Source organism: Enterobacter sp. QK-SA4 (assembly GCF_056856775.1).
In genome coordinates this window covers 4,376,843-4,390,326 of the sequence record NZ_JBXFXH010000007.1, presented here as the reverse complement: position 1 = coordinate 4,390,326, position 13,484 = coordinate 4,376,843, and the positions used below count along the sequence as shown (strand labels likewise).

Below are 13,484 nucleotides of genomic sequence, written 5' to 3'. Positions count from 1 at the left end.
CTCTGTTTATTTCTTCAGCGTCATAAGTGAATTTTAGCGAAAAACGAGAAAGTTCAGTTGAAAAGGGCGGGGATTACGCTAGATAATCGTTTGCCTTAATTTGACCACCCGTTTGTAAGCGCGGAGCTAAACGTTTGCTTTTTTTGTGACGCCCTTTCGTCACAAACGCAACACAAGGATTTGACGTTCAGCTGGCAGTGGCGTCTCCACCTCGCTTACGGACTTCCTAAAAAACTCTCAGGGGATGTTTTCTATGTCTACGCCATCTGCGCGTACTGGCGGTTCACTTGACGCCATGTTTAAAATTTCGGCCCGCGGCAGCACCGTGCGCCAGGAAATTGTTGCCGGTTTGACAACGTTTCTGGCGATGGTTTATTCCGTCATCGTTGTGCCGGGCATGCTGGGCAAAGCAGGCTTCCCGCCAGCGGCCGTCTTTGTGGCGACCTGCCTCGTGGCCGGCGTGGGCTCCATCGTGATGGGCCTGTGGGCGAACCTGCCGTTGGCGATTGGTTGCGCCATCTCTCTGACCGCGTTTACCGCGTTCAGCCTGGTGCTGGGACAGCACATCAGCGTACCGGTTGCGCTGGGTGCCGTGTTCCTGATGGGTGTGCTGTTTACCGTGATTTCGGCGACCGGCATCCGTAGCTGGATTTTGCGCAACCTGCCGCAGGGCGTGGCGCACGGTACCGGCATCGGTATCGGCCTGTTCCTGTTGCTGATCGCCGCCAATGGCGTCGGTCTGGTCATCAAGAACCCGCTGGACGGTCTGCCGGTGGCGCTGGGCCACTTCGCCAGCTTCCCGGTGATTATGTCGCTGATCGGCCTGGCGGTGATTATCGGTCTGGAAAAACTGAAAGTCCCGGGCGGCATTCTGCTGACCATTATCGGTGTATCCATCGTCGGCCTGATTTTCGATCCAACCGTACACTTCTCCGGTATCTTCGCCATGCCGTCGCTGAGCGATGACAAGGGCAACTCCCTGATTGGCAGCCTGGATATCGTTGGCGCGCTGAACCCGGTGATCCTGCCAAGCGTGCTGGCGCTGGTCATGACCGCCGTGTTTGACGCGACCGGTACCATTCGTGCGGTGGCCGGTCAGGCGAACCTGCTGGATAAAGACGGTCAGATTATTGACGGCGGCAAAGCGCTGACCACTGACTCCCTGAGCAGCGTCTTCTCTGGTCTGGTGGGCGCGGCGCCTGCGGCGGTGTACATCGAGTCCGCAGCGGGTACGGCGGCAGGCGGTAAAACCGGCCTGACGGCGATCACCGTCGGCGTGCTGTTCATGCTGATCCTGTTCCTCTCTCCGCTCTCCTATCTGGTTCCGGCGTATGCGACCGCGCCAGCGCTGATGTACGTTGGCCTGCTGATGCTGAGCAACGTGGCGAAAATCGACTTTGCGGATTTCGTGGACGCCATGTCTGGCCTGATCACCGCGGTCTTCATCGTCCTGACCTGTAACATCGTGACCGGCATTATGATTGGCTTCGCGTCGCTGGTGATTGGTCGTCTGGTTTCCGGTGAATGGCGCAAGCTGAACGTTGGCACCGTGATTATCGCCGTTGCGCTGGTGGCGTTCTACGCGGGCGGCTGGGCAATCTAAGTTGTCCATTGATGCGAAAACGGGTGGCTCAGGCCGCCCGTTTTTATTTTCAGGACTCATCCTGTTGCCTTTTGCGTTACTCTGGGGAAGATAGAATAAAAGGCACGACGCCTTCCGGAGTAAATAAGCAACACAGCAAACAGGGAACGCATGGAAATCTTCTTCACAATACTCATCATGACCCTTGTGGTCTCGCTATCCGGGGTGGTTACACGCGTACTGCCCTTTCAGGTCCCCCTGCCATTAATGCAAATTGCCATCGGCGCGCTGCTGGCGTGGCCGACGTTTGGCCTTCACGTGGAATTTGACCCCGAACTGTTCCTCGTGCTGTTTATCCCGCCGCTGCTGTTTGCCGATGGCTGGAAAACGCCCACGCGCGAATTCCTTGAGCACGGGCGCGAGATCTTCGGCCTGGCGCTGGCGCTGGTGGTGGTCACCGTCGTCGGGATTGGTTTTCTGATCTACTGGGCGGTACCGGGTATTCCATTAATACCGGCTTTTGCGCTGGCCGCCGTGCTGTCGCCAACCGATGCCGTGGCGCTGTCCGGCATTGTGGGTGAAGGACGTATTCCGAAGAAAATCATGGGGATTTTACAGGGTGAGGCGCTGATGAACGACGCCTCCGGCCTGGTTGCCCTGAAGTTTGCCGTGGCCGTTGCGATGGGCACGATGGTCTTTACCGTCGGCGGCGCGACGCTGGAATTCTTCAAGGTGGCGATTGGCGGTATTCTCGCAGGCTTCGTGGTGAGCTGGCTGTATGGCCGCTCATTGCGCTTCCTCAGCCGCTGGGGCGGCGATGAGCCCGCTACGCAGATCGTACTGCTGTTCCTGCTGCCGTTTGCCTCTTATCTGATTGCCGAACATATCGGCGTGTCGGGCATTCTGGCAGCGGTTGCGGCGGGGATGACCATTACCCGTTCCGGCGTAATGCGCCGTGCGCCGCTGGCCATGCGTCTGCGTGCCAACAGCACCTGGGCCATGCTGGAATTTGTCTTTAACGGCATGGTGTTCCTGCTGTTGGGCCTGCAGCTGCCGGGCATTATGGAATCCTCGCTGGTGGCGGCCGAAGCCGATCCGAACGTTGAGGTCTGGATGCTGTTTACCGACATCGTGCTGATCTACCTGGCGCTGATGCTGGTGCGTTTCGGCTGGCTGTGGACGATGAAAAACTTCAGCGTACGTTTCCTGAAGAAAAAGCCGATGGAGTTTGGTTCGTGGACAACGCGTGAACTGCTGATCGCCTCTTTTGCGGGCGTACGCGGGGCGATCACCCTTGCCGGTGTACTCTCCATTCCGCTGCTGCTGCCCACGGGCGATGTCTTCCCGGCGCGCTACGAGCTGGTCTTCCTGGCGGCGGGCGTGATTCTGTTCTCCCTGTTTGTCGGCGTGATTATGCTGCCGATTTTACTCCAGCATATTGATGCCGGTGATTCGACCCAGCAGCATAAAGAGGAGCGTATTGCCCGGGCAGCCACCGCCGAAGTGGCAATTGTCGCGATTCAGAAGATGGAAGAGCGTCTGGCCGCGGATGCGGAAGAGAACATCGACAATCAGCTGCTGACGGAGGTCAGTTCCCGCGTGATTGGTAACCTGCGCCGCCGCGCGGACGGGCGTAACGATGTGGAAAGCTCGCTGCAGGAGGAAAACCTGGAGCGCCGGTTCCGCCTGGCGGCGCTGCGCTCAGAGCGCGCCGAGCTGTACCATCTGCGCGCCACGCGGCAGATCAGCAACGAAACGCTGCAAAAGCTGCTGCACGATCTGGACCTGCTGGAAGCGCTGTTGATAGAGAATCAGTAGCGCTGTTTTTGCCCCTCACCCTAGCCCTCTCCCCACAGGGGAGAGGGAACCGATCGAGCCCAGGGGTTAGGGTGACCGCACCCAAAACCCCTCACAACACTGCAGCCACGCCTGCGCGCTCTGCGATAAATACACCCCTTCACGCCAGATCATCCCCAGCTGCCAGTGCAGATCGCTCTCCAGCGGGATCCAGCGCAGCGTGTTTTTATCAAGCCGCTCGCAAATCGGCTGCGGCAGAATGGCAATCCCCACGCCGGCCTGCACCATCGCCGCCAGGAAATCCCACTGTCCGCTGCGCACCGCTATGCGCGGCTTGACGTTATGCTGGTTAAACAGCGTCATCAGCTGGCGGCTGAGAGCGAAGTCTTCGTTGTAGATCAGCAGAGGGTGCTCGCCGAGCAGTTCAGGTTTCACCGAGTCTAACTTCAGCCAGTCGCCGGAGCGGGGAACCAGCACGCACAGCGGGTGGCTAAAGAGCGGAAGCGTCGCCAGACCGCTCTCTTCCTCAACGGGAAGGGCGGTCATTGCCACGTCGAGCTCGCCGTTGGTGACGGCCTGCTGGACGGTTAACCCACCAAACTCCGAAATCTTCAGCTCAACGCCGGGATAACGCTGGCGAAACAGGCTAATCGGCCCGGCCATCATCATCCCCACCATTGGCGGAATGCCGAGGCGAAGGACACCTTTCTTCAGATGATTGATATCGCCCAGCTCCGCTTCCAGCTGGCGAAACTCCGCCAGAATCGCCAGCCCGCGTTCGAACACCACGCGTCCGGTGTCGGTCAGCAGCAGCTTGCGCCCGTCGCGGATCAGCAGGGTACAGTTCAGTTCATCTTCGAGGTTTTTCAGCATCTTGCTGATGGTGGGCTGGGTAACAAACAACTTCTCCGCTGCGCGGGTAAAACTTTGCTGACGAACCACTTCGACAAAATAGCGCAGCGTTCTTATGTCCATGATTATTCCTCGAAACTATACCTTTGATGATTTTAATTCATTTCAGTCCATACCGTGCGCTCTCTATACTGGCGCCTCGTCTCATTTTTGAGGAAAACCCCCATGGCCGTGGCGTTAAGCCGTGTTACGCCTGCCGTTGTGCAACGACTCCAGGTCCCGGTGCAGGTACTGCTCTACGCGGGACTGTTTGTTTTCGCGGAATATCTTGTCGGCTGGCTGCATCTGCCGCTGCCCGCCAATCTTGTCGGGATGCTGCTGATGCTGACGCTTATTCTGTGCCGCGTGATCCCCCTTAACTGGGTGCGCGCCGGGGCGCGCTGGCTGCTGGCGGAGATGCTGCTGTTCTTTGTTCCGGCGGTGGTGGCGGTGGTGAACTATGCGCAGCTGCTGATGGTGGACGGCTGGCGAATCTTTGCGGTTATCGCGCTGAGTACGCTGATGGTGCTGGGGGCGACCGCCTGGGTGGTGGATAAAGTGTATCGCTTTGAAATCAGCAGGCATAAACATGACTAACTTTCAGATCAGCGTCTTGTGCCTGATTGCGACGCTGGCGATCTACTTCGCCAACAAGCGGCTCTATCGCCGCTTTCATGCCCTGCCGCTGATGCCGCTGGTCTTCACGCCGATCCTGCTGGTGCTGATGCTGGTCTTCGGCCACATCTCCTGGCAGAACTACATTGGCGAATCCCACTGGCTGCTGTGGCTGCTCGGCCCGGCGACCATCGCTTTTGCCGTCCCCGTTTACGACAACCTCGCCATTATCAAACGCCACTGGATGTCGCTCAGCGCGGGTGTAATCACCGCCACGGTGGTGGCGGTGTGTAGCTCCGTCTGGCTGGCGCGGCTGTTTACGCTGCCCGATGAAATTCAGCGCAGCCTGGCGGTGCGTTCGGTAACCACGCCGTTTGCGCTGGCGGCCGCTAAACCGCTCGGCGGGCAGCCGGATTTGGTGGCGCTGTTTGTTGTCGTGACGGGTGTGTTCGGTATGGCGGTCGGCGATATGTTGTTCCTGCGCTTGTCGATCCGTGAAGGGATGGCGAAAGGCGCGGGGTTTGGCGCGGCGTCGCACGGGGCGGGCACGGCACGTTCGTATGAGCTGGGGCAGCAGGAGGGCGTTGTCGCAAGCCTGGTGATGATGCTCTCAGGCGTAGTGATGGTGCTGATTGCGCCGCTGGTGGCGTGGGTGATGTTCTAAGCTCCCCGGCCAGAACGACCGGGGAGGAAAGGCTTAATGCGCGCGGCCCTGCTCAACGCCGAGACCGGTTTGTGAACGGATAAACTGGGCGCGGAATTTCTCACGCTCCAGGTTACCCTCCGGCGAATTGTCGGTGGCCGAGAAGAACCAGATGCCGATAAACGCCACGGCGATCGAGAACAGCGCCGGGTATTCGTACGGGAAGATAGCGCTTGCGTGACCGAGGATCTGCACCCAGATGGTCGGGCCCAGAATCATCAGGATCACCGCCGTCAGCAGCCCCAGCCAGCCGCCAATCATCGCGCCACGGGTGGTCAGCTTCGACCAGTACATGGAGAGCAGGATGATCGGGAAGTTGCAGCTTGCCGCAATCGAAAAGGCCAGCCCCACCATAAAGGCGATGTTCTGCTTCTCAAACAGAATGCCTAACAGAATCGCCACGACGCCCAGCACCAGCACGGTGATTTTCGAGACCTTCAGCTCGTCGCGCTCGCTCGCGCCTTTGCGGAAGACGTTGGCGTAGAGGTCATGCGATACCGCAGACGCGCCTGCCAGCGTCAGCCCTGCAACCACCGCAAGAATGGTGGCGAAGGCCACGGCGGAGATAAAGCCGAGGAACAGGTTACCGCCCACCGCGTCCGCCAGGTGCACCGCCGCCATGTTGTTACCGCCAATCAGCGCGCCCGCCGCGTCTTTAAACGCCGGGTTCGCCCCCACCAGCATGATCGCGCCAAAGCCGATGATAAAGGTGAGGATATAGAAGTAACCCATGAAACCGGTGGCGTAAAAGACGCTCTTACGCGCTTCACGCGCATCGCTCACGGTGAAGAAACGCATCAGGATATGCGGCAGGCCCGCGGTACCGAACATCAGGCCGAGACCGAGCGAGAGCGCGGATATCGGGTCTTTCACCAGCCCGCCCGGGCTCATGATCGCTTCCCCTTTCGGGTGGACCGCCATCGCTTCGGTGAACAGGTTATTGAAGCTGAACCCGACGTGCTTCATCACCATAAAGGCCATAAAGCTGGCGCCGAACAGCAGCAATACCGCTTTGATGATCTGCACCCAGGTGGTTGCCAGCATGCCGCCGAACAGGACGTACATCACCATCAGCACGCCAACCAGCACCACCGCGACGTGGTAGTTCAGGCCGAACAGCAGTTCGATCAATTTACCCGCGCCCACCATCTGCGCAATCAGGTACAGCGCCACCACCACCAGCGAACCGCAGGCGGAGAGGGTGCGAATCGGACCCTGCTTCAGGCGATACGAGGCCACGTCTGCGAAGGTATAACGGCCCAGGTTGCGCAGGCGCTCGGCGATCAGGAACAGAATGATCGGCCAGCCGACGAGGAAGCCGAGGGAGTAAATCAGGCCGTCATAGCCGGAGGTGTACACCAGCGCGGAGATCCCGAGGAACGAGGCGGCGGACATAAAGTCACCCGCGATTGCCAGCCCGTTCTGGAAGCCGGTAATGTTGCCGCCAGCGGTGTAGTAATCGTTACGGGAGCGCACGCGTTTCGACGCCCAGTAGGTGATGTACAGCGTCAGCAGGACGAAAATCAGGAACATCACAATGGCCTGCCAGTTGGTTGGCTGGCGCTGGACCTCGCCGGTAATGGCATCCGCCGCGTGGGCGGCAAAGGGAAGCGTGGCGGCGAGCGCCGTCAGAACTCTCTTCATGATGCTTTTACCTCTTGCAGTACCGCTTTATTAAGTCGATCGAATTCACCGTTCGCGCGCCAGACGTAGACGCCTGTCAGCAAGAATGAAATCACAATCACGCCAATGCCAATCGGAATACCGCGCGTCACGCTGGTCCCTTCGTGCAGCGGGGTGCCCAGCCAGTGCGGGGCAAAGGCGATCAGCAGAATAAAGCCGACGTAGATAACCAGCATGATGATGGAAAGGATGAAGGCAAACCGTTGCCGCTTATCGACGAGCTCCCTGTAGTGCGCACTATTCTCTATCTGCTGACAAATATCGTTATTCATCACAGAGTCTCCAGAAGTATTTGTAGGGGAGGTTTTATTGTTCCCTCTCCCTTGAGGGAGAGGGTTAGGGTGAGGGGGTTACGATGGCATCGCGATGGCCTGCTTCTCTTCGAGCAGTTTTTCCACCACGCCAGGATCCGCGAGCGTTGAGGTATCGCCGAGGTTGCTGGTGTCTCCAGCCGCGATTTTGCGCAAGATACGACGCATAATTTTGCCGGAACGGGTTTTCGGCAGCGAGTCGGTCCAGTGCAGCACGTCCGGCGTCGCCAGCGGGCCAATCTCTTTACGCACCCAGTTGCGCACCTCAGCGTAGAGCTCAGGCGACGGTTCTTCACCGTGGTTCAGGGTGACATAGGCGTAAATCGCCTGGCCTTTGATGTTGTGCGGAATGCCCACAACCGCCGCTTCGGCAATCTTCGGATGCGACACCAGCGCCGATTCAATCTCAGCGGTGCCCAGACGGTGGCCGGAGACGTTCAGCACGTCGTCCACGCGCCCGGTTATCCAGTAATAGCCATCTTCGTCACGACGCGCGCCGTCGCCGCTGAAGTACATGTTTTTAAAGGTCGAGAAGTAGGTCTGCTCGAAGCGATCGTGATCGCCGAACAGGGTACGCGCCTGACCAGGCCAGGAGTCAGTGATCACCAGGTTGCCTTCGGTGGCGCCTTCCAGCGGGTTGCCTTCGTTATCCACCAGCGCAGGCTGCACGCCGAAGAACGGACGGGTTGCGGAACCGGCCTTCAGCTGCGTGGCGCCCGGCATCGGGGTGATCATGAAGCCGCCGGTTTCGGTCTGCCACCAGGTGTCCATCACCGGGCATTTCTCGTTGCCGATTTTCTTCCAGTACCACTCCCAGGCTTCCGGGTTGATTGGCTCACCCACGGAACCGAGGATGCGCAATGAAGAGCGGTCAGTGCCTTCGATGGCTTTATCGCCTTCAGCCATTAATGCGCGGATCGCCGTTGGCGCAGTGTAGAGAATGTTGACCTGGTGTTTGTCGACCACCTCACACATACGCGCCGGGGTCGGCCAGTTTGGTACGCCCTCAAACATCAGCGTTGTTGCGCCACAGGCCAGCGGGCCGTACAGCAGGTAGCTGTGTCCGGTAACCCAGCCCACGTCGGCGGTACACCAGTAGATGTCGCCCGGATGGTAGTCGAAGACGTATTTGAAGGTGGTGGCCGCATAGACCAGATAGCCGCCGGTGGTGTGCAGCACGCCTTTCGGCTTACCGGTGGAGCCGGAGGTATAAAGAATGAACAGCGGATCTTCTGCGTTCATCTCTTCCGGTTGATGCTGGTCGCTCGCGTTCTCGATCAGGTCGCTCCACCACAGGTCGCGCCCCTCGTTCCAGTCGATTTTGCCGCCGGTACGCTTAAGGACGATGACGTTACTGACCGTTTTGACGTTCGGGTTTTTCAGCGCTTCGTCGACGTTTTTCTTCAGTGGGATTCCGCGCCCGGCGCGCACGCCTTCATCGGCGGTGATCACCAGTTTTGAACTGGAATCGACAATACGGCCCGCAACCGCCTCTGGCGAGAACCCGCCGAAAATCACCGAGTGGATCGCACCGATACGCGCGCAGGCCAGCATGGCCACCGCCGCTTCCGGCACCATCGGCATATAGATAGCGACCACGTCGCCTTTTTTAATGCCTTTATCCAGCAGGACGTTGGCGAAGCGGCACACGTCGCGGTGCAGCTCTTTGTAGGTAATGTGTTTGCTCTGCGAGGCGTCATCGCCTTCCCAGATGATGGCCGTCTCATTCCCGCGCTCGGCGAGATGACGATCGAGGCAGTTCGCCGCCAGGTTCAGGGTGCCATCTTCATACCATTTAATGGAGACATTGCCGGGTGCAAAGGAGGTGTTCTTCACCTTCTGATAAGGTTTGATCCAGTCAAGGATATGGCCCTGCTCACCCCAGAAGGTGTCCGGGGCGGTGATAGATTGCTGATATTTCTCGTGGTACTGCTCCGGGGTGATCAGGCAACGGTCCGCAATGTTTGCGGGAATGTCATGTTTGTGTATTTGGCTCATGGCTTTTTTTCTCCTTGTAAGATGTTAATAATATGTCGCAAAAACGTTAATTGTAGGGGCTTTACAAGCTTTGTTTATTATTTGGGCTGCAGATCACGCATTGTTTGAAGAGTATGAAAATTGAGCGAATGAATCTTTGAAGGGAAATAATTTACGCTGATTATTATTCACATTTATGTTTAAAAAAGCGTTTTTATAACAAAAGGTTATTTATCAGAATTAGAACAAACTCCCGTCATCGTCGCTTTTGTGAGTGAAACGCGTCGTTCTTTAAGGCTTGCGCAACAGGTCGCGCAAATGATACTCATACGCCGCGTTAAAAAATCCCATAAACCAACGCAACACAATTCATACCCTTTCAGTATGTCTCCCTGTTCATGCAGTTTGAATGAATAAGGCGCTTCATTGAGGAAGTCAGTTTTTATGAAAAACGTTAAAGTCAGCCTTGCCTGGCAGATCTTAATCGCCCTTGTGCTGGGCATCTTGCTGGGCAGTTACCTCCACTATCATAGCGACAGCCGCGAATGGCTGATTGCGAACTTGCTCTCTCCGGCAGGGGATATCTTTATTCATCTGATCAAGATGATTGTGGTACCGATTGTGATCTCGACGCTGGTGGTCGGTATTGCGGGCGTCGGCGATGCGAAGCAGTTAGGCCGTATTGGTGCGAAAACCATTATCTATTTCGAAGTGATCACTACGGTTGCGATTATCCTCGGTATCACGCTGGCGAACGTGTTCCAGCCGGGTTCCGGGATCGATATGTCGCAGCTGGCCACGGTGGATATTTCGAAATACCAAAGTACGACCGCTGACGTGCAGAGCCATGCGCATGGCCTGATGGGCACTATCCTGTCGCTGGTGCCGACCAACATCGTGGCGTCGATGGCGAAGGGCGAGATGCTGCCCATCATCTTCTTCTCGGTGCTGTTTGGTCTGGGGCTCTCTTCTCTGCCGGCGACGCACCGTGAGCCGCTGGTGACCGTGTTCCGCTCTATCTCCGAAACCATGTTTAAAGTGACCCACATGGTGATGCGTTACGCGCCGGTAGGGGTGTTTGCGCTTATCGCCGTCACCGTGGCGAATTTCGGTTTTGCCTCTCTCTGGCCGCTGGCGAAGCTGGTGCTCCTGGTGCATTTTGCCATCCTGTTCTTTGCGCTGGTGGTGCTGGGGGTCGTGGCGCGTCTGTGCGGGCTGAGCATCTGGATCCTGATTCGCATCCTGAAAGATGAGCTGATTCTGGCGTACTCCACGGCAAGTTCTGAGAGCGTGCTGCCGCGCATCATTGAGAAGATGGAAGCCTACGGCGCGCCTGCCTCTATTACCAGCTTCGTGGTACCGACCGGCTACTCCTTTAACCTGGACGGTTCGACGCTGTACCAGAGCATCGCCGCTATCTTTATTGCGCAGCTGTACGGCATTGACCTGTCGCTGTGGCAGGAGATTGTACTGGTGCTGACGCTGATGGTGACGTCCAAAGGTATTGCAGGCGTTCCGGGCGTCTCCTTCGTGGTGCTGCTTGCAACGCTTGGCAGCGTCGGTATTCCGCTGGAAGGTCTGGCGTTTATCGCCGGTGTCGACCGTATCCTCGACATGGCGCGTACCGCGCTGAACGTGGTGGGGAATGCCCTGGCGGTGCTGGTTATCGCCAAGTGGGAACACAAATTCGATCGTAAAAAAGCGCTGGCGTATGAACGCGAGGTGCTGGGTCGTTTTGATAAGACTGCTGACCAGTAATGTAACGTTTTCTTCCCTCTCCCCTTTGGGGAGAGGGTTAGGATGAGGGGATTTTATTCCCCGCTCAACGCATCAAACTCTTCGCACCCCGTATCAAACCCTTCCGTACAGCTCAGGTTCAACCAGTACAGCGCTTTCTGTTTATTGGGCGTGATAAAGCCTTTCTCACCCTGCCTGAACAACATCCCTGCCCAGTACTCGGAGTAGCCCGTGCGTGAAAGTGCCGAGCTCCGCTTGAACCACGAGGCGGCCTGCACGTCGTCCTGGGCCACTTCAACGCCGTTGGCATAAATCAGCCCCAGCAGCATTTGCGCATCTACCGCAGAGTCGTTGTCGATATCTTCGGCCGCCGTTTGCAGCAGTTTGATGGCCTGAGGATAGTCAGTTTTACCTGCCTGAGTGTTGACCAGCACGCGCGCCAGCATGATCGCGCCGCGTTTGCTGCCTGCGATGGTTGCCTGCTGCGCCAGTGCCTTAGCTTGCGCATAATTTCCCTGGGTAAAGAGGATTTGCGAGAGCAGCCCCATGGCGTCGACGTCGCCACCTTTAGCGGCTTTCTCGGCCCACAGCGCGGCCTGCTTGCTGTCACCGGAGCTAAAGTATGTATCGGCCAAATAATACTGGGCACGGGCGTCACCCGCTTCAGCCTGTTCTTTGTACTGGCTGCCAATCTCGTCGGCACGGACAAGCGATGTAAAAAGGGCTTTGTTGAATAAATCGAACTTTTGCTGAGTTGAAGGATCAGATCACGCATCTTCCCGACAACGCAGACCGTTCCGTGGCAAAGCAAAAGTTCAAAATCACCAACTGGCCCACCTACAATAAAGCCCTCATCAACCGTGGCTCCATAACTTTCTGGCTGGATGATGAAGCTATTCAGGCCTGGTATGAGTCGGCAACGCCTTCATCACGGGGAAGACCTCAGCGCTATTCTGATCTCGCCATCACCACCGTTCTGGTCATTAAACGCGTGTTCAGGTTGACCCTGCGGGCTGCACAGGGTTTTATTGATTCCATTTTTACACTGATGAATGTTCCGTTGCGCTGCCCGGATTACACCAGTGTCAGCAAGCGCGCAAAGTCGGTTAATGTCAGTTTCAAAACGTTCACCCGAGGTGAAATCGCGCATCTGGTGATTGATTCCACCGGGCTGAAGGTCTTTGGTGAAGGCGAATGGAAAGTCAAAAAACACGGCAAAGAACGCCGTCGTATATGGCGAAAGTTGCATCTGGCAGTTGACAGCAACACACATGAAATCATCTGTGCAGACCTGTCGCTGAACAATGTGACGGACTCAGAAGCCTTCCCGGGTCTTATCCGGCAGACTCACAGAAAAATCAGGGCAGCATCGGCAGACGGCGCTTACGACACCCGGCTCTGTCACGATGAACTGCGGCGTAAGAAAATCAGCGCGCTTATCCCGCCCCGAAAAGGCGCGGGTTACTGGCCCGGTGAATATGCAGACCGTAACCGTGCTGTTGCGAATCAGCGGCTGACCGGGAGTAATGCGCGGTGGAAATGGACAACAGATTACAACCGTCGCTCGATAGCGGAAACGGCGATGTACCGGGTAAAACAGCTGTTCGGAGGTTCACTGACACTGCGTGACTACGATGGTCAGGTTGCAGAGGCTATGGCCCTGGTACGAGCGCTGAACAAAATGACGAAAGCAGGTATGCCTGAAAGCGTGCGTATTGCCTGAAAACACAACCCGCTACGGGGGAGACTTACCCGAAATCTGATTTATTCAACAAAGCCTGTAAAAAGTAACAACAACAGAAAAATATGTTTCATAGGTTCTTATCATCGGGGTACACGCCGCGCAGTATAATCGCGGCGACAGAAGAAAAAAATGGGTGCATTAAGACCTCAGCATCCTGCAAGCCGGGCGGAACAGTGGTTCCGCCCGTAGAGGTTAGCCTGCGTTACAGGCTAATTTAGCCGCCACCTCCTGATGTTCACCCTTTATTGAAAACTCGCATAGCTTACCTCGAGTAATAAAGATAAAGATCACTATCGTCAGGCAAATAATAAAGACGATGCCTAACGCAGTTTTTAATGGCGTCATGCCTTTTACTCCTTGTCAAAAAAAGAATAAGAGGCTACTCTCAACTTGTTCGGAGTTGAGGGAGTAGCCTCGGGTTGTACTGACCCCAAAAAGTTGGAC

General features: G+C 56.9%; 12 protein-coding genes. 6 read left to right on the top strand and 6 right to left on the bottom strand.

Going from position 1 to position 13,484, the window contains the following annotated elements:
* Positions 1-253: 253 nt before the first annotated feature.
* Positions 254-1,603 (top strand): guanine/hypoxanthine transporter GhxP, encoded by a 1,350-nt coding sequence (gene ghxP / locus AC1VYI_RS22760; RefSeq protein ID WP_023310059.1) that lies wholly within the window; start codon positions 254-256, stop codon positions 1,601-1,603.
* A gap of 150 nt (positions 1,604-1,753) precedes the next feature.
* A complete protein-coding gene (locus tag AC1VYI_RS22755) occupies positions 1,754-3,400 on the top strand; it encodes a Na+/H+ antiporter (RefSeq protein ID WP_024906728.1) in 1,647 nt (548 codons plus the stop codon).
* A 66-nt stretch (positions 3,401-3,466) separates the two neighbouring features.
* Here AC1VYI_RS22755 and AC1VYI_RS22750 read toward each other — a convergent pair whose 3' ends face one another.
* Positions 3,467-4,354 (bottom strand): LysR family transcriptional regulator, encoded by an 888-nt coding sequence (locus AC1VYI_RS22750; protein WP_088544616.1) that lies wholly within the window; start codon positions 4,352-4,354, stop codon positions 3,467-3,469.
* A 102-nt stretch (positions 4,355-4,456) separates the two neighbouring features.
* Here AC1VYI_RS22750 and AC1VYI_RS22745 point away from each other — a divergent pair, with 102 nt between their 5' ends.
* Together AC1VYI_RS22745 and AC1VYI_RS22740 are read left to right on the top strand one after the other, a co-directional pair.
* Positions 4,457-4,867 (top strand): CidA/LrgA family protein, encoded by a 411-nt coding sequence (locus tag AC1VYI_RS22745; RefSeq protein WP_021242769.1) that lies wholly within the window; start codon positions 4,457-4,459, stop codon positions 4,865-4,867.
* Positions 4,860-5,549: an LrgB family protein gene (locus tag AC1VYI_RS22740; protein ID WP_023310063.1), complete on the top strand. Its 690-nt coding sequence runs from the start codon at positions 4,860-4,862 to the stop codon at positions 5,547-5,549. The genes AC1VYI_RS22745 and AC1VYI_RS22740 overlap by 8 nt, the downstream gene beginning before the upstream one ends.
* A gap of 33 nt (positions 5,550-5,582) precedes the next feature.
* Here AC1VYI_RS22740 and actP read toward each other — a convergent pair whose 3' ends face one another.
* The 3 genes from actP to acs form a co-directional block, all read right to left on the bottom strand.
* Positions 5,583-7,232, bottom strand: a complete 1,650-nt coding sequence (gene actP, locus AC1VYI_RS22735; RefSeq protein WP_047653091.1) for a cation/acetate symporter ActP — start codon at positions 7,230-7,232, stop codon at positions 5,583-5,585.
* Positions 7,229-7,543: a DUF485 domain-containing protein gene (locus tag AC1VYI_RS22730; protein ID WP_023310065.1), complete on the bottom strand. Its 315-nt coding sequence runs from the start codon at positions 7,541-7,543 to the stop codon at positions 7,229-7,231. Before AC1VYI_RS22730 ends, actP begins: the two co-directional genes overlap by 4 nt.
* 78 nt (positions 7,544-7,621) lie before the next feature.
* Positions 7,622-9,580, bottom strand: a complete 1,959-nt coding sequence (gene acs, locus AC1VYI_RS22725) for an acetate--CoA ligase (protein ID WP_134866900.1) — start codon at positions 9,578-9,580, stop codon at positions 7,622-7,624.
* A gap of 423 nt (positions 9,581-10,003) precedes the next feature.
* Between acs and gltP the strand changes: the two genes are divergently transcribed.
* Positions 10,004-11,317: a glutamate/aspartate:proton symporter GltP gene (gene gltP / locus AC1VYI_RS22720; protein ID WP_045355265.1), complete on the top strand. Its 1,314-nt coding sequence runs from the start codon at positions 10,004-10,006 to the stop codon at positions 11,315-11,317.
* Between the two features lie 53 nt (positions 11,318-11,370).
* On the opposite strand, the gene AC1VYI_RS22715 is transcribed toward gltP, so the two are convergent.
* Positions 11,371-11,988, bottom strand: a complete 618-nt coding sequence (locus AC1VYI_RS22715; protein ID WP_226484452.1) for a tetratricopeptide repeat protein — start codon at positions 11,986-11,988, stop codon at positions 11,371-11,373.
* 62 nt (positions 11,989-12,050) lie between these two features.
* Here AC1VYI_RS22715 and AC1VYI_RS22710 point away from each other — a divergent pair, with 62 nt between their 5' ends.
* Positions 12,051-13,019, top strand: coding sequence for an IS5 family transposase (locus AC1VYI_RS22710; RefSeq protein WP_016151349.1), 969 nt, complete (start codon positions 12,051-12,053; stop codon positions 13,017-13,019).
* Positions 13,020-13,232: 213 nt separating this feature from the next.
* Here the strand turns inward: AC1VYI_RS22710 and AC1VYI_RS22705 are convergent, their stop codons facing one another.
* A complete protein-coding gene (locus tag AC1VYI_RS22705; RefSeq protein ID WP_134866899.1) occupies positions 13,233-13,385 on the bottom strand; it encodes a Hok/Gef family protein in 153 nt (50 codons plus the stop codon).
* Positions 13,386-13,484 lie beyond the last annotated feature (99 nt).